This window comes from Undibacterium sp. 5I2, from assembly GCF_035019605.1.
In the GTDB taxonomy this organism is placed as follows: domain Bacteria; phylum Pseudomonadota; class Gammaproteobacteria; order Burkholderiales; family Burkholderiaceae_D; genus Undibacterium.
The window spans coordinates 20,914-41,868 of sequence record NZ_JASJVS010000031.1 but is presented as its reverse complement, the minus strand read 5'-3'; the positions used below and the strand labels follow the sequence as shown (position 1 = coordinate 41,868).

At 54.8% G+C, this 20,955-nt stretch carries 21 protein-coding genes; 11 read left to right on the top strand and 10 right to left on the bottom strand.

Annotation, left to right across the window (positions count from 1 at the left end; genetic code table 11):
* Window positions 1-15 precede the first annotated feature (15 nt).
* The 4 genes from QN359_RS12185 to QN359_RS12170 are packed head-to-tail and all read right to left on the bottom strand — an operon-like array spanning window position 16 to window position 3,775.
* Complete coding sequence (locus tag QN359_RS12185) at window positions 16-729, bottom strand: phosphoadenylyl-sulfate reductase (RefSeq protein ID WP_322247708.1); 714 nt, start codon at window positions 727-729, stop codon at window positions 16-18.
* Complete coding sequence (locus QN359_RS12180) at window positions 726-1,244, bottom strand: DUF934 domain-containing protein (RefSeq protein ID WP_322247709.1); 519 nt, start codon at window positions 1,242-1,244, stop codon at window positions 726-728. Before QN359_RS12180 ends, QN359_RS12185 begins: the two co-directional genes overlap by 4 nt.
* Before the next feature lie 38 nt (window positions 1,245-1,282).
* A complete protein-coding gene (locus QN359_RS12175; RefSeq protein WP_322247710.1) occupies window positions 1,283-2,989 on the bottom strand; it encodes a nitrite/sulfite reductase in 1,707 nt (568 codons plus the stop codon).
* 12 nt (window positions 2,990-3,001) lie between these two features.
* Window positions 3,002-3,775, bottom strand: a complete 774-nt coding sequence (locus tag QN359_RS12170) for a sulfite exporter TauE/SafE family protein (protein ID WP_322247711.1) — start codon at window positions 3,773-3,775, stop codon at window positions 3,002-3,004.
* Window positions 3,776-3,962: 187 nt separating this feature from the next.
* Here QN359_RS12170 and QN359_RS12165 point away from each other — a divergent pair, with 187 nt between their 5' ends.
* Both QN359_RS12165 and QN359_RS12160 read left to right on the top strand, forming a co-directional pair.
* Window positions 3,963-4,172 carry a hypothetical protein gene (locus tag QN359_RS12165; RefSeq protein ID WP_322247712.1) on the top strand — a complete coding sequence of 70 codons (210 nt, stop codon included), beginning with the start codon at window positions 3,963-3,965 and terminating at the stop codon, window positions 4,170-4,172.
* 161 nt (window positions 4,173-4,333) lie between these two features.
* Window positions 4,334-5,254, top strand: coding sequence for a methyltransferase domain-containing protein (locus tag QN359_RS12160; RefSeq protein WP_322247713.1), 921 nt, complete (start codon window positions 4,334-4,336; stop codon window positions 5,252-5,254).
* 58 nt (window positions 5,255-5,312) lie between these two features.
* Here the strand turns inward: QN359_RS12160 and QN359_RS12155 are convergent, their stop codons facing one another.
* The 3 genes from QN359_RS12155 to QN359_RS12145 all read right to left on the bottom strand — a co-directional run bounded on the left by QN359_RS12155 (window position 5,313) and on the right by QN359_RS12145 (window position 9,158).
* Window positions 5,313-6,311, bottom strand: coding sequence for a sulfate ABC transporter substrate-binding protein (locus QN359_RS12155; RefSeq protein ID WP_322247714.1), 999 nt, complete (start codon window positions 6,309-6,311; stop codon window positions 5,313-5,315).
* 160 nt (window positions 6,312-6,471) lie between these two features.
* Window positions 6,472-8,655 carry a TonB-dependent receptor gene (locus QN359_RS12150; RefSeq protein ID WP_322247715.1) on the bottom strand — a complete coding sequence of 728 codons (2,184 nt, stop codon included), beginning with the start codon at window positions 8,653-8,655 and terminating at the stop codon, window positions 6,472-6,474.
* 140 nt (window positions 8,656-8,795) lie between these two features.
* Complete coding sequence (locus QN359_RS12145) at window positions 8,796-9,158, bottom strand: hypothetical protein (RefSeq protein WP_322247716.1); 363 nt, start codon at window positions 9,156-9,158, stop codon at window positions 8,796-8,798.
* Window positions 9,159-9,382: 224 nt separating this feature from the next.
* On the opposite strand from QN359_RS12145, the gene QN359_RS12140 reads away from it, so the two are divergent.
* The 8 genes from QN359_RS12140 (at window position 9,383) to QN359_RS12105 (ending at window position 17,419) form a co-directional block, all read left to right on the top strand.
* The gene (locus QN359_RS12140; RefSeq protein WP_322247717.1) at window positions 9,383-10,405 is read left to right on the top strand and encodes a methionine ABC transporter ATP-binding protein; all 1,023 of its coding nucleotides are present in this window, start codon (window positions 9,383-9,385) and stop codon (window positions 10,403-10,405) included.
* Window positions 10,406-10,407: 2 nt separating this feature from the next.
* A complete protein-coding gene (locus tag QN359_RS12135; RefSeq protein WP_322247718.1) occupies window positions 10,408-11,067 on the top strand; it encodes a methionine ABC transporter permease in 660 nt (219 codons plus the stop codon).
* A 42-nt stretch (window positions 11,068-11,109) separates the two neighbouring features.
* The gene (locus tag QN359_RS12130) at window positions 11,110-11,913 is read left to right on the top strand and encodes a MetQ/NlpA family ABC transporter substrate-binding protein (protein ID WP_322247719.1); all 804 of its coding nucleotides are present in this window, start codon (window positions 11,110-11,112) and stop codon (window positions 11,911-11,913) included.
* 102 nt (window positions 11,914-12,015) lie between these two features.
* Complete coding sequence (locus QN359_RS12125; RefSeq protein ID WP_322247720.1) at window positions 12,016-12,456, top strand: MarR family winged helix-turn-helix transcriptional regulator; 441 nt, start codon at window positions 12,016-12,018, stop codon at window positions 12,454-12,456.
* Window positions 12,457-12,588: 132 nt separating this feature from the next.
* The gene (locus QN359_RS12120) at window positions 12,589-12,864 is read left to right on the top strand and encodes a YtcA family lipoprotein (RefSeq protein WP_322247721.1); all 276 of its coding nucleotides are present in this window, start codon (window positions 12,589-12,591) and stop codon (window positions 12,862-12,864) included.
* 22 nt (window positions 12,865-12,886) lie between these two features.
* A complete protein-coding gene (mdtN, locus tag QN359_RS12115; RefSeq protein ID WP_322247722.1) occupies window positions 12,887-13,918 on the top strand; it encodes a multidrug transporter subunit MdtN in 1,032 nt (343 codons plus the stop codon).
* Window positions 13,919-13,961: 43 nt separating this feature from the next.
* On the top strand, window positions 13,962-15,968 hold the full coding sequence (locus QN359_RS12110) for an FUSC family protein (RefSeq protein ID WP_322247723.1): 2,007 nt from the start codon (window positions 13,962-13,964) through the stop codon (window positions 15,966-15,968).
* Window positions 15,968-17,419: an efflux transporter outer membrane subunit gene (locus QN359_RS12105; RefSeq protein WP_322247724.1), complete on the top strand. Its 1,452-nt coding sequence runs from the start codon at window positions 15,968-15,970 to the stop codon at window positions 17,417-17,419. Before QN359_RS12110 ends, QN359_RS12105 begins: the two co-directional genes overlap by 1 nt.
* Window positions 17,420-17,486: 67 nt before the next feature.
* Here QN359_RS12105 and QN359_RS12100 read toward each other — a convergent pair whose 3' ends face one another.
* The 3 genes from QN359_RS12100 to gloB all read right to left on the bottom strand — a co-directional run bounded on the left by QN359_RS12100 (window position 17,487) and on the right by gloB (window position 20,168).
* Window positions 17,487-18,062, bottom strand: coding sequence for an elongation factor P (locus QN359_RS12100; RefSeq protein WP_322247725.1), 576 nt, complete (start codon window positions 18,060-18,062; stop codon window positions 17,487-17,489).
* A gap of 120 nt (window positions 18,063-18,182) precedes the next feature.
* Window positions 18,183-19,370 (bottom strand): elongation factor P maturation arginine rhamnosyltransferase EarP, encoded by a 1,188-nt coding sequence (gene earP / locus QN359_RS12095; protein WP_322247726.1) that lies wholly within the window; start codon window positions 19,368-19,370, stop codon window positions 18,183-18,185.
* A gap of 12 nt (window positions 19,371-19,382) precedes the next feature.
* Window positions 19,383-20,168, bottom strand: coding sequence for a hydroxyacylglutathione hydrolase (gloB, locus tag QN359_RS12090; RefSeq protein WP_322247727.1), 786 nt, complete (start codon window positions 20,166-20,168; stop codon window positions 19,383-19,385).
* An 8-nt stretch (window positions 20,169-20,176) separates the two neighbouring features.
* On the opposite strand from gloB, the gene QN359_RS12085 reads away from it, so the two are divergent.
* Window positions 20,177-20,941, top strand: coding sequence for a class I SAM-dependent methyltransferase (locus tag QN359_RS12085; RefSeq protein WP_322247728.1), 765 nt, complete (start codon window positions 20,177-20,179; stop codon window positions 20,939-20,941).
* Window positions 20,942-20,955: the final 14 nt, after the last annotated feature.

Genomic DNA, 20,955 nt, shown 5'->3' with positions numbered 1-20,955 from the left:
GTCTCTTTTCTGTATTCAGCTGACTTGTTTAATTCGAATCAATTTACCGTCGACGACGTGCAAACCGCATTCTTTCGATTCCGGATTTTCCCACCACCAGCGGCCGGCGCGCACATCTTCACCGGCTTCGATGGCACGCGTGCAGGGTTCGCAACCGATGGACGGATAGCCTTTGTCATGCAAAGGATTGTACGGCACATTGTTAGTGCGAATATAGTGCCAGACATCGTCTTGCGACCAATCCGCCAGCGGATTGAACTTTTGCATGCCGTGCGCCGCATCGTCTTCCTGCATTGCCAGTTCGGTACGGGTGGCCGCTTGCGCGCGCCGTTGGCCGGTGACCCAGGCGGTTTGGCCAGCTAAAGCACGATTGAGTGGTTCGACCTTGCGGATGCGGCAGCATTCTTTACGCATCTCGACACTGTCGTAAAACGCATTGAGGCCGTGTTGTGCGACATAGTCTGCGACTGCGGCCGGCTCGGGACGGTACAGCGCGATGTCGGTGCCGTAGGTTTCCTTGATGCGCTCAATCATACCCAGGGTTTCGGCGTGCAGACGACCGGTTTCGAGCGAAAAAATACCGATGTTGTATTTGCCGCGCAAAATCATATCGGTCAAGACCATGTCTTCGGCCGCCAAGCTCGAGGCGAATACCGCCGGCGCGAAATCGCGCGCGATGGTTTCCAAGCAGCTCAGACTGACAGCCAGACGGGCGGCGAAATCGCTCATGCTGCGGCTCCGTCACGACGGCGGAACAGTGGATTTTTTTCATCCCATGAGGTCTGGTATTTTTCCGAAAAATCGGTCAGACCTTTGATGGCATCGTTAATGTCTTTATCGGCGCGTACGGCATATTCATTGAAGCCAACGCGCTGCATGTAAAACAATTGATCGCGTAAAACGTCGCCGATGGCGCGCAAGGCACCGGTATATGCGCAACGGGTGCGCAGATTGTGGGCGATGGAATAGCCGCGGCCATCCGAAAATTTCGGAAAATCGACTGCCAACAAGGCAAAGCGCGAGAGGTCGTCACCGAGATCTTTGGCTTGTTCAGCACTACCAAACCAGATGGCCAGATCCTTGCGCTGTTCCAGTGCGACCCGCTGCAGCAACCATACCTGCAGCGGTATGATGGTCTTACCAGCCGGAACGGCAACGGCATCGGCGGTTTCACCCTCGGCCAGTCGCAGTACGCTCCAGTCGTCGGCCACAATGGCCTTTCCTTGAATAATTTTACTCGTCATGTTCGCTCGCGATTCGGTAACGGTGTAGTAGCAACGGTTTAGTAAGAAACCAGCGAACCGGCATCTTCGCCATAGTGTTCGGTAGTTTTGATCGGCGTGGCATAGACAAATTCTTTAAACGGTGCGACACCCAGTCTTTGCGCGGTATCGATGAAGCGTTCATTCTCTTGACGTTCGCGCAGATAAACTTTGATCAAGCGTTCTATCACTTCCGGCATTTGGCCGGCTGAGAATGATGGGCCGATGATTTTTCCGATGGCGGCAGCATTACCTTGCGCACCGCCGATAGACACCTGGTACCACTCACTGCCATCTTTGTCGACCCCAAGTATGCCGATATGGCCGACGTGGTGATGACCACAGGCATTGATACAGCCCGACATATTGAGTTCGATTTCACCGATGTCATGCAAGTAGTCGAGGTCGCTGAAACGGTCGGTGATGTCTAAGGCGATGGGAATCGATTTGGCATTGGCCAGGGAGCAGAAATCGCCACCTGGGCAGCAAATCATATCGGTCAGCAAGCCGATGTTCGGCGTTGCCAAGCCATGGGCCTTGGCTTCCTGCCAAACCGCAAACAATTCGGCCAAGCGCACATCGGCCAGTACCAAATTCTGTTCATGTGTAACGCGCAGTTCGCCGAAGCTGTATCGATCGGCCAGGTCGGCGATGAAATCCATTTGTTCGGCCGTAGCGTCGCCCGGTGGAACACCCGGTTTTTTCAGCGACAAGACCACCGCCGCGTAACCAGGCTGCTTATGCGCTTTGACATTGCGCTTGACCCAATTGGCGAAGGCTTTGTTGTCCTTCAGTGCTTGTTCGTAGGCGGCATCGGTACTGGTCAACGGCAGGTAGTCGGGCGTACTGAAAAAGCTGGCGACGCGCTGCAACTCGGCTTCGGTCAGCGTGGCCGGACCACCTTTGATATCGGCCCATTCGGCTTCCACTTGGGCGCGGAAGACATCGGCACCGATGGCTTTGACCAGAATCTTAATACGTGCCTTGTATTTATTATCACGGCGGCCGTGTTGGTTATAAATCCGCAGGATCGCTTCCAGATAGGTCATGACATGTTGCCATGGCAAGAATTCGCAGATCACACTGCCGAGGATAGGTGTGCGTCCCATGCCGCCGCCAACCATCACGCGAAAGCCGACTTCGCCGGCTTGGTTATGGATCACGGTCAGGCCGATATCATGCACGGCGATGGCGGCGCGATCTTCCTTGGAACCATTGATGGCGATCTTGAATTTACGCGGCAAATAAGCGAATTCCGGATGGAAGGTGGTCCATTGACGCAGAATTTCAGCATACGCGCGCGGATCGATGATCTCATCGGCGGCGACGCCGGCGAATTCATCCGAGGTGATATTGCGCATGCAATTGCCGGAAGTTTGAATCGCATGCATTTCCACCTGTGCCAATTGCTCCAGAATGTCCGGGGTATCTTCGAGGTTGATCCAGTTGTACTGAATGTTTTGGCGCGTGGTGAAATGGCCGTAGCCGCGATCGTACTTGCGCGCGATATGGGCAAAGGTGCGCATCTGTGCCGATGACAGCATGCCGTAAGGGACGGCGACGCGCAGCATATAAGCGTGCCGTTGATAATACAAACCGTTTTGCAAGCGCAAAGGCAGGAATTCTTCTTCCGTCAGTTCGTCGGCTTGGCGACGGCGTACCTGATCACGGAATTGCGCGATACGCTCTTGTATGATCTGGTGATCGTGGTGGTCGTAACGATACATCTTGGTTTGCCCTTAAAAAACGAGTTTGACGGCCACTAAGGTCAGGGTCGTCGCTAATATGCCGCGTAAAAATTTTTCCGGTACGGCGCGTGCTGCCAGCGAACCGATCGTGATACCCGGCAGCGAACCGAGCAGCAAAGCGCCGAGCAAGGCCCAATCGATCGAACCCAGCCACCAGTGGCCGAAGGCGGCAATCGCTGTCAGTGGCACCGCGTAGGCGATGTCGGTGCCGGCGATGTGCGCGGCCGACATGCGTGGATATAACATCACCAGCAAAGTCGCGCCGATGGCACCGGCACCGATCGACGAAATCGTCACCAAGGTACCGAGTAAGGCACCGGAGACGATGGTGGCGATTGCCAACTGACGGCCTTGCAATTGCTTTTCCGGATGATTGTTGAGCCAAGTCATCATTTTACTTTTGAAAAGCAAGGCAATCACGGTTAACATGACAGAAATTGCAATTGAGTAGCGAATGATCTGAGCAATTTCCTTATTCAGGCTACCGAAATGCTTCAGGCTCAGCGTTGCCAGTAAGGCCGCCGGTAGTGCGCCATAGCAGAGCAAGCGCACCACATGCCAGTCGACCGTGCCGCGCAAACGGTGGGTAAACGTGCCGGTGGCCTTGGTAATCGAGGCGAAGGCGAGGTCGGTACCGACCGCGACGGCGGGCGAGACGCCGAACAACAGTGTCAACAACGGCGTCATCAGCGAGCCGCCGCCGACACCGGTCAAGCCGACCAGCGTACCGACGGCAAATCCGGAAATAATATAGGTGAAGGTCATATTGCTCCAAACAAAGTAGCTCAATCGTAATGAGTTCGAGCATTTTTCCCAACTACTTAGTATTTATTTGCTTATATGTGGTTTTGATATAAGTAACATCAGTGAATAAATATTGATTTTATGTTAACTTTTTGCACTGCTCGGCCGTGCATCTGTTTGCCTTGATCCTTCACTTCGGGAGTTTGTCATGTTGCGTTGCTATGTATTGTGCTTGCTGTTATTGACAGCGCCGCTGCTGCCAGCCGAACCGGCACCCTGGTATCGTTGGCATAGTACGACGGCCGATGCGGTGGTTTGCTCACAAACTTCACCTGGCGCGTTTTGGCAGCGTGCTGACACGCCTTACAAAGATGCGCGTTGCACGATTTTGCTTGAGCCTTCGTCGCGGCGATTCTGATTAATTTGCCCTAAAGCATGAATTGAAGCGGATTTACAGCTGAATTCGCGCCTTTGTTTTTTTTCCTTCCCCGCATAATCATGACAAATGCCCTACCGCTTAGAACGCAGCCGCGTTCCCGGTGCGCAAAGCCAGCTACCGGCATGGAATGAGGAGATGTGATGTTGAATGAGCGCGAAGCAGAGAGTTGCTATCTCGGACAATTTATACCTTTGCAATACCATCACAATATGCTGATGGATGCCAACCGCATGGATAACTTTAAGGCAGCGATTCAGCGTCAAGTGTTCGATGGCGCGAAAGTACTGGAACTCGGCGGCGGCACCGGCGTGTTGTCGTGGTTTGCGGCGCAGAGTGCGGCCAAAGTGTATTGCGTCGAGTTTAATCCCGATATGGTCGCCGAAGCGCGCCGTTTGCTGGCGAAAAACCGCGACGGTGACAAGGTCGAGGTAATTCATGCCGATGCCTTCGAATATTTACCACCCGAACCGGTCGACGTGGTGATATGCGAGATGATACATGTGGCGATGCTGCGCGAAAAGCAAGTCGAAGTGATAGAAAATTTCAAACAGCGCTACTTGGAAAAATTCGGCGGCCCTCTGCCGATTTTTATTCCGGAAGCGGTAGTGATGGCGGTGCAGCCGGTACAACAAACCTGCGATTTTCTCGGTTATCAGGCGCCGATCATTCAGTTTTTGCAACCCGGCGTATTTTCCGCTGATACCCGCGAATTGGCACAGCCGGCACTCTACAGCGTGATCGACTTTACCCAGACGAATGGTTTGCAGATCAGTTGGGCAGGCAGCTTCACGATAGAGCAGGGCGGCAGTGTGACGGCGCTGCGTTTCATTACCAAAAATATTCTGGCCGTGTTGATGGAAACTGGCGGCACGATCGATTGGCTCAATCATTATTTATCCTTGCCCTTGGATGAGGCGGTCGAGGTCAAGGCCGGTGATATCTTGGAACTCAGTTTCAGCTATCGCGCCGGCGGCTCGTTCGCGTCCTTACAAAACTCCATCAAGGTTCAAGTTAAATCGGCTGCCTTGCGTAGTCAGCATTTGTCGTTGGTAGTCAGTTAATTTGGCTTTCAGTTGAAAAGAACGCCGTTCAATTTGATTGAACGGCGTTTTTTACTGCTTATTTATTTTGATACAACTGATCGAATTCGCCACCATCGTCGAAATGTTTCTTTTGCACTTGCTTCCAGCCGCCGAATACTTCTTCCAACGTGAACAGGGCGATGGGCTTGAAGTTGGCCGCGTATTTTTTTGCGGCGATGGCCGAGCGCGGGCGGAAATAGTGGCGCGCAGCGATATCTTGTCCCGCTTCCGAGTAAAGGAATTGCAAATAGGCGGTGGCGGCTTTGCGCGTGCCGAGTTTGTCGACCACTTTATCGACTACGGCCACGGGCGATTCGGCCAAGATAGAGCTGCGCGGGTAGACAACGTCGTAGTGATCGCCAAATTCTTGACGCACTAATTGCACTTCATTTTCAAACGTCACCAGCACATCGCCGATGTCGCGTTGGGTAAACGTGGTGGTGGCACCGCGGCCGCCGGCATCGAGCACCGGTACATTTTTAAACAGCCGGCCAACCAAGGCGCGCGCTTGCGCTTCGCTGCCGCCGGATTTGATGACCGAACCCCAAGCAGCCAAATAGGTATAGCGGCCGTTACCCGAAGTTTTAGGGTTAGGCACGATGACTTTCACGCCGGGTTTGCCGAGATCTTCCCAATCGGCGATTTTTTTAGGATTGCCTTTGCGGGTTAAAAACACCATGGTGGAATAAAACGGTGCCGAATTATTCGGTAATAATTTTTCCCAGTTAGCTGGCAATAAACCCTTTTCAGCCAGAATATCGATGTCACTGGCTTGGTTCATGGTCACGACTGAAGCATTGAGGCCGTCGATGACCGAGCGCGCTTGCTTGCTCGAGCCACCATGCGATTGCTTGATGACCACAGTTTCGCCGCTTTTCTTTTGCCATTCAGCAATGAAAGCGGGGTTGATATCTTTGAATAATTCGCGCGTCACATCATACGAAGCATTGAGCAATGGCTCGGTGGCGTGCGCGGCAGCGCTGACGATACCGAAGCTGAGCAAGAGAGCGGTAAACAGGCGGGAAGAAGTTTTCATCGTGCAATCCGGAAATAGGGTGGTGCTATCTTGCGCAGTTTTTGCAATCTTGGGAACGACAGTATTGTGCTTTGTATAGATGAAAAACGCATAAAGACCAGCTTTCATATAAAAAACAGGCAGATTGCGGTCTGCCTGTTTGCTTTACATGCCGGCCAGTTTAAAAACTGGTCGATAAGCCGAGGTAAAGCGTGCGTCGCGCGCCGTATTGTGGCGCACCGACGCCGACGCCGGAACCGTCGCGCAGCAAATAGACTTTATCGAACAGATTGAGCAGCGAGAGCCGCGCTTCGAGATCGCCGACGATGGTTTTTTTCCAATTATGCACCAGTGCCGCGTTGAACACCGTATACGAGTTCAGACTGGCTGAGTTGGGTGCGCCACCGTCCGGGGTTTTACGTAAGCCACTGCCGTAGAGGAAGTCACCACTGATCTGCGAGTCGCCGAAATGATAATGCGCACCACCGGAAACCGTGTAGGTCTGGTCATGATCGACGTAGATGTCATGCTTGGCGATATACGCCAATTCGTCCGGACCGAACAGCGATTGGCTGGAAATGATGTTGCTCGCCTGGGCTTTTTGCAGTGATACATTGAGGAAGCCACCCCAATTGCGTTGACTGTAGATGGCGGCCAATTCCAAGCCCTTGGCATAGCCTTGCTCGTAATTGAACGGCGACAGGATCAGCGCTTGACCGAACTGTCCTTCGTCGAGCATATTGCGGATTTTTTTGTAGTAAAGGTCGGCTGTCAAGCTCAGCTCTGGGCTGACTTGATGGCTGAGACCGATATCAAAATAATGCGTGCGTTCCGATTTGACATTGTCGGACAGGGCGGTCTGCGCGGCATTGCTGGTGCCGGTATACAGATTGATGCTCGCTTGTGAAGCCAATTCTTGTGGCGGCGGCGTGAAGTAGCGCGAGTAGCCGGCGTGGAAGGCGGTAGCATCGCTGAGTTTGTAAGCGAGGTTGACGCGCGGACTCCATTGCTGTTCTTCGACGAAGGCCGAGACTTTATCAAAACGTACCCCGTAATTGACGGTTAAGGGTGCGCTGACACGCCACTCATCTTGCAGGTAAAGGCTGCTTTGATGGCCGGTTTTGCTGGAATTGTCGACGATATCGAAGGCGCTGGCCGAGCTGGCCGTGCCGCTGGCATCGACCGGGAACACGCTGACGGTGTTATTGCTGGCGCTGTTTTGCCGCGTATACGCGAAACCGGTGCGCAGCGTATGGTTGGCATTGAGCGGGTAACTGAAGTCGCCTTGCAGACCGGCCGAGGAGTTGGAGCGCAGGGTATCGGAAGCGACGCCGTTATAAATCAGGTCGCCGTTGCGGTCGGGCGTGAAATGCAGTTCAGAATATTGTTTGAAGGCGGATAGCTGAAAATTCACGGCACCGAGGCTTTTTTGGTAAGACAACACCAAGAAGCGATTGATCTCGCGTTGATTTTCATTCAAATCGGCCGAAGCCAGGCTGCTGCTGCCGGCTGCGGCATCGCTGACACCGGCCAGAGAAAACGCCGGACTCTGAGCCGGATTATTCGGGATTTGAAATTTCCCTTGATAGGTACCGAACATCATGCCCAGACGGGTGCTATCGTCGAGGTAGTAAGACAGGTTGCCGAAGCTTTTGCTTTGGCGGGTTTCATCATGCAGCGCCGTGCGGCTGGCTGTCGGATTTTCTATACCGAGGCTGTTGGACAGATAACTGCCGGATAAGTAGTAATTGAAAGCCCCGACGGTGCCGAAAAATTCGGCGCTGGGATTGCTGTAATTATGTGCGCCGAGCAAGACACCGATGCGTCCACCTGGCGTGGTATGGCCTTCTTTGGTTTGGATGTCGACGACGCCTGCGGTACGCAAACCGAACTGAGCTGGCAGTGCGCCGGTCATGAAGTCGGTTTCGGCGATTTGGCGGGTATCGATCGATTGACCGAAACCGGTGATACTTTCTGGCAGTTGTACCCCATTGATACGGTACTGAACATTGCCATGTTCATCGCGCACATGCAGGCCGCCCGAGGCTTTCGAATCTTGGGCGACGCCTGGTAAGCGCAGCAAGACTTCGTTGAACGGCGTCGAATCGCCTTGGCCCAAGCTGTCGACCATGTGCTGGTCGATCGAATAGATGGTCGTGCCGATTTTCGGTGATAAGGCGGTGCGCGCATTTTTCAAATGGGTCGCGGTAATTTCGACGGTGGTGGCGGCAGTGCTGCTGGCAGCGCTGTCGCTGGCGGCCTCGTTAGTGAGCTCGTTGCCGGCGGCAGTGGCGACAGCATGCAGCAGTAAGTTGCCGAAGATGCCGGCCAATAAAGTAGGTAAGGGGCGGAGACGGAATGACATGGTAAGCCTTTGATACAGAGTTTTTATTCAGTGCCAAATAGCAGCGGCTGCCATGTAGGCGGTGCTGTTTGGCGAGCAGGGTAGACAGGCACAGCAGCGCGACAAATTGGTCGCGCTGGGCAGTCAGTTGTGGAAGTGGCTCAGTGCCGTGTGGGCGGGCCGCAGCCGGGTGGCAGCAGTCGTGGTGCGGCGAAGTCGCGCAGTACCGGCGTGGCCGGCAGCAGCAGGTAGAGCAGGATGATGAGGCACAGCGCCAAGCTGGCCGGTGGTGTCGCTAAATCGGCTTGGTTGGCTACTGCGGTACAGATCGAGCACGCCTGATCTTCGATACGATCGGCGTGGTGATGCGTGGCTGCGGTCGCGCTTAGCAAAACAAAGGCCAAGGCCGTGATGATGGCCATCACACTGCGTCGGCCGCCGACGACAAGCCGCATCAAGCAAGCCGATAGCGGCGAGGCAAGATGGTGCTGGCGGCGAGCCGTAACGGCGCGGGTGTGACGCATGAAACAATCATCCGGTAAAAAAATGTGAGCAGCAAATAGTAGCAAAAATCTGGAAGATGTCGGAAAAAAAATGGCTTTGACCGGGACAGGATGCGCCGCTGATTTTCATTCAGCCGTATTTCCTATAGACACGATTTGCATATGCAAGTGATTTTATATGATTGGAAAGTGTAAGGAGATTTGATTATCATACGAAACTTCTGCATTTCTTGAAGTGGTATTGAGTGATTCATATTGAACAAGTTGAAAAAATTTATCGTGTCGGCAATCGTGAGGTGCATGCCTTACGCAATATTGACCTGTCTGTCCGCAAGGGTGAGATTTTCGGCATCATCGGACGTTCCGGTGCCGGCAAGAGCAGTTTATTGCGGGCGCTGAATTTACTCGAACGCCCGAGTGCCGGCAAGGTATTCATCGATGGCGTCGACATCATGGGCCTCGATGCGGCCGGTTTGCATGCACTGCGCCAACGCACCGGCATGGTGTTCCAGCATTTCAATTTATTGAATGCCAAAACGGTGGAGCAGAACATCGCCTTTCCATTGAAGTTAGCCGGTGGCTTTACTTGTGAACAAAAGCGCGAGCGCGTCGCCGCTTTGCTAGCATTGGTAGGCTTGACTGAGCAGGCGCATCAGTATCCGGCGCAATTGTCGGGTGGCCAAAAGCAAAGGGTCGGCATCGCGCGCGCATTGGCGAATTATCCGCAATTATTATTGTGTGATGAGGCGACATCGGCACTCGATCCCGAAACCACGCAATCGATTTTGCGTTTGCTATTACAAATCAATCAACAACTCGGTTTGACTATCGTGCTCATTACGCATGAGATGCAGGTGATCCGGACTATCTGCGATCAAGTCGCCGTGCTGGAAGCTGGCGAAATCGTCGAAACCGGTGCCGTTAGCGATGTGTTCTTGCACCCGCAACATGCAGTGACGCAAAGTATGGTGGCGGAGCATCAGGCCCTGTCACCCGATTTATTCGAGGCGCAGCGCGCCGGCAGCTTGCTGCTGCGCTTGACCTATGTTGGTAACACCGCGCATGAACCGGTGTTAAGCCGAGTCGCGGCGCAAACCGGTGCCGAATTTGTGATTTTGCAAGGCACGATAGGGCGTATCAAAGATATTCCTTATGGCCAGTTACAAATTGCGTTGACGGCCAGTCCGCAGCAAACCGAAGCAGCCTTGGCTTTGTTGCGTGCCGCCGAGGTGCGGGTGGAATTGATTGCCAGTGAAGGAGGACAGTAAACATGGATTTTTCACACATAGATTGGGAAGATATTGCCCAAGCGACCCTTGATACCCTGACCATGACCGGCGTCTCGCTGGCCTTGACGGTTGCACTCGGCTTGCCCTTGGGTGTGTTGTTGTTCCTGACCGGGAAAAAGCAATTGCTCGAACAGCGCGGCATCTATGCCTTGCTGTCGCTGTTGGTGAATGTACTGCGCTCGGTACCGTTCATTATTTTGCTCATCGTACTCATTCCCTTGACGGTTTTTTTGGTCGGCACCTCGCTAGGCGTGGCCGGCACCATCCCACCCTTGGTCATTGGCACCACACCGTTCTTTGCGCGCTTGGTCGAGAACGTCTTGCGTGAGGTTGATCGCGGCATCATTGAAGCTTGCCAAGCTATGGGCGCGAAAACCTATCAAATCATCATTCATGCCTTGCTGCCGGAAGCCTTGCCTGGTTTGCTGGCGGCCGTAACGGTGACGGCGATTGCGCTGGTCTCGTATGCGGCAATGTCGGGTGTGATCGGCGGCGGTGGTCTCGGTGATCTGGCGCTGCGTTATGGTTATCAACGTTTTCAAACCGATGTCATGGTCGTCACCGTGGCGATTCTGATCTTGCTGGTGCAGTTGCTGCAATTTTTCGGTGACCGGCTGGTACTGCGGTTTACCCGCAAATAAATCTTTGTCTTTCAATTCTGTTTTTTTAAAAAGGAAATCATCATGACATGTTCATTGCAAACCCGATTTACCCACTTAGTCGCCGCCGGCGCGCTGGCGCTGATCGCCACTTCTGCTGCGGCAATCGATACCTTGACGATCGCCGCTACGCCGGTACCGCATGCGGAAATTTTGGAATTCATTAAACCGCAATTGGCCAAGCAAGGCGTGGATTTGAAAATCAAAGTGTTTACCGATTACATACAACCGGCCGTGCAAGTGAATGAAAAGCATCTGGATGGGAATTTTTTCTTGCACCAACCGTATCTGAATGAATTCAAGAAAAGTCATCCTGACGATCTGGAAGTCGTGATCGCAAAAGTGCATGTCGAACCGTTCGCCGCTTATTCGAGTAAATACAAAACCATCGCCGAATTGCCTGACGGTGCTACGGTAGCGATTCCGAATGATCCATCGAATTCGGGCCGCGCCTTGTTGTTATTGGCAAAAAATGGTTTACTTAAATTGAAAGATCCGAGCAATATTTCGGCGACCAAGAAAGACATCATCGACAATCCGAAACACTTGAAATTCAAAGAACTCGAAGCTGCCACGTTGCCGCGGATTCTCAATCAAGTCGATCTGGCGCTGATCAATACCAATTATGCGATCGAAGCCAAACTCAACCCGGTCAAAGATTCCTTGTTGATCGAAGATGCCAATTCGCCGTATGCGAACTTGTTGGTGGCGCGTGAAGATAACAAAAACAGCCCGGCCTTCAAGAAACTGGCAGCGGCATTGAATTCGCCGGAAGTAAAAAAATTCATCCAAGAGAAATACAAGGGCGCAGTCGTTCCAGCGTTTTAAGTTCCTCAGGGCAGGCTTGCATTTACCTGCCTGGGCAGCATATCATGTAGTGAAACACGCCACCCCGGCGTGTTTCACTCTGCCTCTTGCGGGCCAGGCCAGATGACAAATTCCTTTGATGTCAGCGATTACCAGCGTTATGCCCAAGCGGCGCGGTTGGTGGCGCGCACCCATATCAAACTGGTCGAGGCGCTCGATGCCGAATTAGCCGCCTTCGATATCTCTACCGCTCAATACGCGGTGATGGCGGCACTGGTGGCCGGTCGCGCCCATACAGCGGCGCAAATTTGCCATGAATTGTCTTACGATTCCGGTGCCATGACACGCATGCTCGACCGCTTGGCGCACAAAGACTTGCTCTTGCGAAAACGTAGCCTCGACGACCGCCGCACCGTGCTGGTGGAATTGACGGCACACGGCCAAGCTTTATATCCGGCCATGTTAGCCCGCACCAACTTGGTATTGCGCCAGTTTTTCACGCGTTACGAGGGAGATGAACTCGAAACCTTGGCCGCGCTGCTGCAAAAAACCGCCATCAGCTGATTTGCTCCCCGGTAATTTTTCCTTGCTTGCTACGTAGTTCTGCGTAGATTGCTGCCTTGACAGTAGCTGCCTAGGCAGTTAATATTCTGACTTAATATATATTTAATCAGCCCAAACATCGGAGATCGCTGCATGCAAAGACCAACTGTCAGTCTGACTTGGCTGCTGAGCGCCGCCACCAGCACTGTGCTGTGCGGCTGCACCAATGCGCCATCGCTCAATTTTCTCGGGGCATATTTCCCCGACTGGATGTTTTGCCTTTTGCTTGGCTTGGTACTGATGATGGCGTGGCATGGCTTGCTCAGTTTAGCTGGCTGGCGGGCGGCCGTGCAGACGCCGGCCAGCTTATTGATGTACGCGGTGTTCGCGGCCATCGTCGCCATGCTGACTTGGCTGTTGTATTTTTAGAATTAATTCAAGGATTTTCTCTATGTTTGCTTCTTGGTCAATTGCGCTACGCCGCAGCATGCTCTTGCTTGCGCTATGCGTCGCCGCTGCCTTGTTGATACTGGTGGTGTGGCGGCTCGATACTGCGCCGCGCACCGATGATGCCTATGTGGCGGTCGATGTGGTGCACGTCGCGGCCGAAGTCAGCGGCCGCTTAGTCGATCTGCCGATCAAAGATAATCAGGCGGTACGCGTCGGCGAGGTCTTGTTTCGTCTTGATGCGCGTCCCTATGAACTGGCGGTGAGTAGGGCAGCAGCCAACTTACAAGCGCTCGAGAGTGACATCATGCTGGCGCAGCGTGCGGTGACGGCGCAGAAATTTGCCGCCGCCGCCGCCCGGGCCGGAGTGGTGCGCGCCGATGTCACTGCGCGCCAGAGTGCGGCCACCTTGGCCAGAGTCGAGCCCTTGTTGGCGCAAGGCTATGTGGCTGCCGAGCAAGTTGATCAAGCGCAGACGACGCGCCTGACTAGCCAAGCGCAATTGCTCACGGCCGAATTGGAGGCGCAGCGCGCCAATGCCGCCGTCAGTGGCATCGAAGCGCTGGTGGCGCGGCGCGCCGTGTTACAGGCGGAATGGGAGCAAGCCAAGCTCAAGCTTGCCTACACCACCGTCAGAGCGCCGTTTGATGGCCGCGTGATCGGCTTGAAAATTTCCACTGGCGAAATGGTCGATGCCGGCCATGCCGTGTTCACCTTGCTCGATACGCGCCACTGGTATGTGATTGCCAATTTCCGTGAAACGGAACTGGCGCACATCACGCCGGGACGGGCGACGCAAGTGTATTTACTCAGTGACAGCACGAAAGCCTACCAAGGGGTAGTCGAGTCGGTCGGTTATGGCGTGTATCCGGAAGAGGGTGGGGCGGAAACCGCTGGCTTGCCGCGCGTGCCGCGAGCCATCAATTGGGTGCGCGTAGCGCAACGTTTCCCGGTACGTATTTTGGTGCAAAACCCGGATCCGCAACAATTCCGTCTCGGCTTGTCGGCCGTGGCGGTACTCAAAGCGCAGCCATAAAATGCAAGCCGGCAATCCGAGCTCCGAGTCTCCGTCTGTGCTGATGGATATATATCGTTTTTGCGTACAAGAATTCGCTCCGTTCCCCGGTCGCGGTCGCGCGCTGCTGCGCTATCTGCTCAGTTGTACCATCGTGATTCTGTGCAGCATGACGCTGCAACTACCATTTCTGGCGGTATCGCTGATTTTAGTATTTTTTACCATACAAGAAAATACCGTACTGACCCGGGTGTCGGCCTTGGTGTTGATCAGTGGCAGCACGCTGGCGGTATTGGCCTTGCTGCTCTTGCTCAAGTGGACGATTGAACTGCCCTTGCTGCGCTTGTTAGGAACGGCGTTGATCGCCCTGTCTGGCCTGGTGTTCATGCGTACCAGCAAGTTTGGCGGTGCCGGGTTCTTGCTGGCCTTGTTCACCACCAACTTACAAGGCATGGCCGATGTGACCAGTGACCCGGAATTACTCACACGCACTCTGTTGTGGGTGTGGGTGGCACAAGTCTATCCGGTGTTGGTGACGGTGACGGTGAACTTTCTTTTATTGCCGGCACAACCGTTACAATTGCTGGAACGCGAATTGCAGCGCCAATTAGATGTGGTGATGGGGCAAATCAAACAGCGTTTGCAACATCAAGCGGCGCTGCCGCTGCCACTGGGCGCGCTTGAGCACGCCATGTTGAGCGCGCATCGCCATTTGAGTTTTGTCATGATGGCCGATCGCACTGCCGTCAACCGTCAGGGTGCCTATCTGATGCAAATGCATGTGATTGACCGTTTGCATACCGCGGCGCTGCACTTGTCGCGCTTGCCCGTGGACAGTGGTGAGCACGATGCGCTGTGGCAGCAATTGCTGTCGCGTTGCGACAGCTTGCGCAAAGACCCGCTCGCCTTGCCCGACAGATCGACTGCCGCCTTGCTATTAGCTGAGCCAAACGCGGCGCAGTCTGCCACTGCGGTCTTGTCTGAAATGGTGCATGCGATCAATTCTTTGGCACGCAGCGGCAGTTTGGAATCCTTGCCAGCAGCACAGCCGCTGGCCGCAGCCAGCGATGTGTGGAGTAATCCCGTGTATTGGCAGTTTGCTTTGAAAACCCTGTTGGCAGCATTTTTTTGTTATTTTTTGTATTCGGCCGTGCAATGGCCGGGCATACAAACGGCGATGGTGACGTGTTTAGTGATGGCCTTGCCGAGTACCGGTGCGAGCACACACAAGGGCTTACAGCGCTTGATAGGCTGCGCAGCAGGCAGCGTGCTGGCGCTGCTGTCTACGGTGTTTCTGGTGCCGCATCTGGAAGGGGTGGCTGGTTTGCTCTTGCTCAGTTTGCCAGTGCTGACCGTGGCCGCCTGGATTGCGGCCGGCTCGGCGCGCAGCAGCTACATCGGCACGCAATTAGCGTTTGCCTATGCCTTGGCCTTGCTCGGGCAGTTTGCGCCATCGGTCAATTTGCCGGAAATTCGTGACCGCTTGCTCGGCATTGCAATCGGTGTTGCGGTGTCGTTGACCATCTATACCTTGCTGTGGCCGGAGTCGGAACAAGGGCGTTTGCAGCAGATGTTGGCGCGTTTGTTGCAAAGCATAGGCAGCATGGCGCGCGTCGGCATCAATGGTGGCGACGCTGGCTTACGCGAATTGGAGTTGGCACGTTTGCACAGTTACACACTGCTGGCGCAAAATCGCGACTTGCAAGCGCGGGTGGCGCTGGAAGCCGGATGGCAACTGACGCATGGCAGCCCGGATTTGCAAACTTGGTTGGCCCAAGCGCAGGAAACGCTGCTTGCCGTCAATGATATACAAACGCAATGGCATCACGCCAACATGGACGCTGAGTCCGAAGCATGGCGCGCGGTGCCGCCTTTGCTGCTGGCTGCCGCGACCACGCTGGAAGCGCTGGCGCTGCGTTTGGCGAATGCAAGCGCGACGGAAATGGCCACCGATGCGAGGCTGTGGCTGCAGCCGCTAGAGCTCGGTTTGCCCGCGTCGGCGCAAGTCTTGAACCGCTGCATCGAGCAATTAGCCTTGCATCCTTTGCACTTTCCCTCTGTGAGAACCTGATGAAGCCTGATCTTTTATGTCGACCGCAGCGTTGGCGTTGGCCACTGGCGGCAAGCGCCCTCGTACTGCTCAATGCTTGTGCCATGCTGGCCAAAGAAAGTCCGCAACTGGCCCTGATCGACCCGGCCCAGGTGCGCCTCGAGCAAGCGCCGCCGCCGGCTGCGTCGGAGTGGCCGCAGACGCAGTGGTGGCAGCAGTATGGTGATGCGCAATTGAATAGCTTGATGGAAAGAGCGCTGCAGCAAGCGCCGCTGATGGCGGTCGTCGATCAAAGGCTGGTGGCCAGTCGTGCTAATACGGCTTTGCAGCATGCCAGCGGCGGTTGGTCGCTGAACTTCGGTGCCAGTCTTGATCGCCAAGATGTCTCGGCTAATGGTTTCTTGGCACCCTATGCACACAGCGGCGAAGGCATGACCGGGCCTTGGTATACCGAAGGCTCAGTTGGTGTGAGCGCCGAGTACCGCGTTGACCTATGGGGTAAGGAGCGCGCCGCCGTTGTCGCGGCGCTCGGTGTCGAGCGCGCGCGCGCGGCCGAAGCCGCGCAAGCGCAGCTACAACTGACGCACCGCATCGCGCTTGAGTACTATGCCATGCAAACCGAATTTGCCCGACTGGCCTTGCTGCAGCAAGCGCAGAGCTGCGCGACGGCGCTGCAAGCAGCCCATCAAGCCCGCGTCGCGCGTGGTATCGAAGCGGCGGGACCCTGGCAACTGGCACAGGTGCGCGATTTGGAATTGCAAAAACAAGTAATGGAAACCACCGCTGCACTGCGCATGGCACGCGAAAGTTTGCGCGCACTGGTTGGTGCCGGCCCCGCTGATTTTCCAGTCTTGCAAGTGCAAGTGTGGCCGCAGCGGCCGGCACCGGTGCCAAGCAGCTTGGATTACCAATTGCTGACGCGTCGTGCTGATTTACAGGCGGCGCGCTGGTATGTGGAATCGGCACTGAGCCAGCTAGAAGTGCGGCGTGCGGCGTTTTACCCGAGTTTTGATATCAAGGCCATGTTGGGCCTCAATGCCTTGCATCTTGATGATTTGCTGCATAGCTCGAGTACCCAGTTTAATCTCGTGCCCGGTTTGAGCTTGCCGATCTTTGACAGCGGTCGCCTCAATGCCGCGTTGGCTGGTGCGCGCGGTCAGAGTAATGTATTGATTGCCCAATATAACCAAGCCGTCATCGATGCCGTGCGCGACGTCGTCACCGGGCAGATTGCCTTGCAAAATATCGATCAGCAATTGAGCTTGGAGCAGGCTAAGCTGACGGCTGTGTCGTATCAGTTGCACAGCGCCCAGGCGTATTATGAGCGTGGTGTTGGCGATGAATTGGCCGTGCTGGAGGCGCGTTTGCCGGTATTGGCTGAGCGCAGTCATCTGCTGGAATTGCGTCAGCGTCAGATTACTGCGGCACTGAATTTAATCCGTGCCTTAGGTGGCGGTTATCAGGCTGGCTGAACAACAAGTCACGCATAAAAAAACGCGGCCACATCAAGTGGCCGCGTTTTTTTACAGCGACGTGGTCTTAGTTACGGACGACGCGTTTGTATTCGTTAGTACGGGTATCGATTTCGATGACATCGTCTTGGCTCACGAACAGTGGCACTTGTACGATATGGCAATGCGCTTCGACAGCGTTTTCGATTTTAGCTTGTTTCAGAACGTTGCCCGAAGTGTTGCCTTTGACAGCTGGTTCCGAGTACACGATTTGACGTGCTATCGTGGTTGGCAATTCAACCGAGATCGCTTTACCATCGTAGAAAATCGCTTCGCATTCCATGCCATCTTTGAGGTAATGCAAGGCGTCGCCGAGGTTTTCTTCTTCGATTTCATATTGTTCGTAATCGGCATCCATGAAGACGAACAGCGGATCAGCGAAGTACGAATACGTAACTGGTTTTTTATCGAGCACGATCACGTCAAACTTGTCATCACCGCGGAACACGTTTTCCAACGGGCTGTTGGTCAACAAGTTCTTCATTTTCCACTTGTAGGTGAAGCCTGTGCGGCTCGAGCCGTTGACATCGGAGCGCAGCACGATCATTGGCTTGCTGTCGACCATAATAATGTTGCCAACACGAATTTCTTTTGCAGGTTTCATAGCGAATATACGTAAAAAGGTGGTTGCATAAAAATCATCTGTTGCATACTGGCAAAAAGCCCCGCAAGCTCAGGTCTGATTGAATTTAAAATTCGATAAAATTTAACCGCATATTTTACCTTAAATTTGGGCCGCCGCTGCATTAACTGCAGCCAGCCCGGTGGTAAAACGCAGCAAATTGCTACTGAAATCGCCATTTTCCAGCATTTTTTGCTCCCATACGCGCGCGCATGCCTCGATCTCGGGCAATTCCTGCATCAACGCCGGCCATACTGTCGCCCAGTCGGTGGCGCTGGTCGTGACGGCATTCCAAGCCAGACTGGCAGCGCGTAGCTGGCTGCCGGCGGCATCATGAATCTGTAAAAATGCCTGTAATTTGCGATGATGCAGTGCTTCATCTTGCGGATAGATATGCCAGATAAAGGCTTTTCTCGCCCATTGCGCGCGCACGAAAGAATCTTCGCCACGCACAAAATTGAAGTCGCAGGCCCACAGCAGGCGGTCATAGTCGTCTTGCGGCATGAAGGGCACGATACACAGCGTCAGGGCCGCGCGCGTATAGCGCTGGCCGCTGCGTACTGGTTCGCCGAGAAAGGCCGTCAGCGCCGCCTCGGCTACCCCAGCCGGGACGATGCAAGTAATCGGCCGGGCTTGCTGTTGCCAAGCCGTGAGCAAGGCTGCGACCGGCGCTTCTTGGTAAGCGAACAGCGACACCTTGAAGGCGGCGCGCTCGGCCGGCGTCAAGCCCCATTGCCCGAAAAACACCGCGACCGCCGCAGTATCGGCTAAAAAAGCCTGACGTCGCGCCGCCAGATCGGCTTCGCGCAGCAAACCGCCGGTAGCCGCATTAAAACCGGGAAAGAAAAAATGCTTGGTCAGCGGCAAGCGCGGATGCGGCGAAGGCAGGGTATGACAGCCTTCAACCCATGATTCGGCCGTCAAACCTTCGAAATTAATCCAGACTGGACGCACGGCGCACGCCGCCATGGCGCGGATGTAGTCGGGCGGTATATCGCAGGCAAAAAATTCGACCACGATGTCCGCCACCTCGGCTGCCGTGTAAGTGCCGGCTTGATCGCGCCACGCCACGATGCGCACGCCGGCAATCTCTTGCTCAGCTAAATTGGGGTCGAGCGGCGGGCAAATCCGCGCAAAACTGAGTAAATCGTCGACCCACAGGCTGACGGCAACGCCATGTTCGCGCTGCAACTGACGCGCGAAACGCCAGCAAATGCCGATGTCGCCATAGTTATCGACGACGCGACAAAACAGCGCCAGAGTCGGCGCGCAGGAAAGAGTGATAGACATGGTGAGCAAACTTTAAGCGTAATGGTTTTTCCATTCGCGCAGAGCAGCGAAATGACTGACAGCATCTTGATCGGCTGAAATTTTTTGTTCTGCCAACAAACCCGCGATCACGCCGGCTTCACGGATACGCAAGAAGGGATTGGTTTGCTTTTCCAGCCCGATCTGAGTTGGCACGGTAGGAATGCCTTGCTCGCGCCGCTGTTGCTCGCGCACGCTGCGCTCTTGCAGCGCGGTATTATTCGGTTCCACCGCGCGGGCGAAGCGCAAATTCGACAGCGTATATTCGTGTGCGCAATAGACTTCAGTGGCATCGGGCAGCGCTGCCAGCTTTTCCAGTGAATGGAGCATTTGTGCCGGCGTGCCTTCGAACAGGCGTCCGCAACCACCGGCGAACAGCGTGTCACCGCAAAACAACCAGGCTTGTGCTTGGCTGTAATAGGCAATATGACCAGCCGTGTGGCCGGGCACGGCGATGCAACGCAAGTTCAAGTCGAGTTCCGGCACATGCACACTGTCGCCATCTTCGAGCGCCACGGTCACGCAAGCGATGCCATCATGGGCTGGCCCATACACCGGTACCGGATGCTGGGCCAACAACGCCGCCACGCCGCCGATATGGTCAGCATGGTGATGAGTGAGTAAAATGGCCGATAATATCAGCCCGTGTGCGGCCAGCGCATGTAAGATAGGAACTGAATCGCCCGGGTCGACCACGGCGGCATGGCTGCCATTATGGATGATCCACAGGTAGTTATCGTTAAATGCGGGTACTGTCAACACACTGAGAGAATGGTTCATAGATCAACATGGATGGATTGGAATCACCCATTATAGACCTCGATGCCTGGTTGGCGCTGTCGGCCGGGCAATATGTCTTGGCGCAGGAGCGCGTGCTGTTCGATGCCATGACGGCCGATATTTTCGGCTACCATGCGCTGCAGATCGGCATGCCACAAATTGATGCGCTGGCCGCCAGCCGCATGCCGCGGCGTTGGCTCAGCAATACCGCGCTGTGCGCCGAGCCCGGTAAGTCGGCGCGGCCTATCGTGGTCAGTCACGATTTTACCGAATTACCGTTTGATGCCCACAGCATGGACTTGGTGGTGTTGCCGCATGTCTTGGAATTTGCCAGTGAACCACATCAAATCTTGCGTGAGGTCGAGCGCATCTTGATACCGGAAGGGCGCTTGATCATCAGCGGCTTTAATCAAGCCAGTATGTGGGGTGCACGCCAACTGGCAGCACGCTTGGGCGCACCTGCTTATTTGCCGCGCGAAGGCGAATTCATCAGCGCGAAGCGCCTCAAAGATTGGCTGAAATTACTGAACATGGAAGTCGGGCGCATCGATTTTCGTTGCTATGCGCCGCCGTGCCGTTCGGATAAGTGGCTGCAGCGTTATCATTTCATGGAAGCGGCCGGACAAAAATGGTGGCCCTATTTCGGCGCAGTGTATATGATGCAAGCCGTGAAACGCGTGCGTGGCATGCATCTGATCGGACCAGCCGTGAAACGACGGCGACCGGTGCGCGGCAATGCCGTGGCCGTGGTCAACAAGAGCGGGCCCGATTGACGCGGCCAGTAACA

Coding starts and splice junctions, on each gene's coding strand:
- QN359_RS12185 (WP_322247708.1), bottom strand. CDS start 729: ATGAGCGATTTCGCCGCCCGTCTGGCTGTCAGTCTGAGCTGCTTGGAA.
- QN359_RS12180 (WP_322247709.1), bottom strand. CDS start 1,244: ATGACGAGTAAAATTATTCAAGGAAAGGCCATTGTGGCCGACGACTGG.
- QN359_RS12175 (WP_322247710.1), bottom strand. CDS start 2,989: ATGTATCGTTACGACCACCACGATCACCAGATCATACAAGAGCGTATC.
- QN359_RS12170 (WP_322247711.1), bottom strand. CDS start 3,775: ATGACCTTCACCTATATTATTTCCGGATTTGCCGTCGGTACGCTGGTC.
- QN359_RS12165 (WP_322247712.1), top strand. CDS start 3,963: ATGTTGCGTTGCTATGTATTGTGCTTGCTGTTATTGACAGCGCCGCTG.
- QN359_RS12160 (WP_322247713.1), top strand. CDS start 4,334: ATGTTGAATGAGCGCGAAGCAGAGAGTTGCTATCTCGGACAATTTATA.
- QN359_RS12155 (WP_322247714.1), bottom strand. CDS start 6,311: ATGAAAACTTCTTCCCGCCTGTTTACCGCTCTCTTGCTCAGCTTCGGT.
- QN359_RS12150 (WP_322247715.1), bottom strand. CDS start 8,655: ATGTCATTCCGTCTCCGCCCCTTACCTACTTTATTGGCCGGCATCTTC.
- QN359_RS12145 (WP_322247716.1), bottom strand. CDS start 9,158: ATGCGTCACACCCGCGCCGTTACGGCTCGCCGCCAGCACCATCTTGCC.
- QN359_RS12135 (WP_322247718.1), top strand. CDS start 10,408: ATGGATTTTTCACACATAGATTGGGAAGATATTGCCCAAGCGACCCTT.
- QN359_RS12130 (WP_322247719.1), top strand. CDS start 11,110: ATGACATGTTCATTGCAAACCCGATTTACCCACTTAGTCGCCGCCGGC.
- QN359_RS12125 (WP_322247720.1), top strand. CDS start 12,016: ATGACAAATTCCTTTGATGTCAGCGATTACCAGCGTTATGCCCAAGCG.
- QN359_RS12120 (WP_322247721.1), top strand. CDS start 12,589: ATGCAAAGACCAACTGTCAGTCTGACTTGGCTGCTGAGCGCCGCCACC.
- mdtN (WP_322247722.1), top strand. CDS start 12,887: ATGTTTGCTTCTTGGTCAATTGCGCTACGCCGCAGCATGCTCTTGCTT.
- QN359_RS12110 (WP_322247723.1), top strand. CDS start 13,962: ATGGATATATATCGTTTTTGCGTACAAGAATTCGCTCCGTTCCCCGGT.
- QN359_RS12105 (WP_322247724.1), top strand. CDS start 15,968: ATGAAGCCTGATCTTTTATGTCGACCGCAGCGTTGGCGTTGGCCACTG.
- QN359_RS12100 (WP_322247725.1), bottom strand. CDS start 18,062: ATGAAACCTGCAAAAGAAATTCGTGTTGGCAACATTATTATGGTCGAC.
- earP (WP_322247726.1), bottom strand. CDS start 19,370: ATGTCTATCACTCTTTCCTGCGCGCCGACTCTGGCGCTGTTTTGTCGC.
- gloB (WP_322247727.1), bottom strand. CDS start 20,168: ATGAACCATTCTCTCAGTGTGTTGACAGTACCCGCATTTAACGATAAC.
- QN359_RS12085 (WP_322247728.1), top strand. CDS start 20,177: ATGGATGGATTGGAATCACCCATTATAGACCTCGATGCCTGGTTGGCG.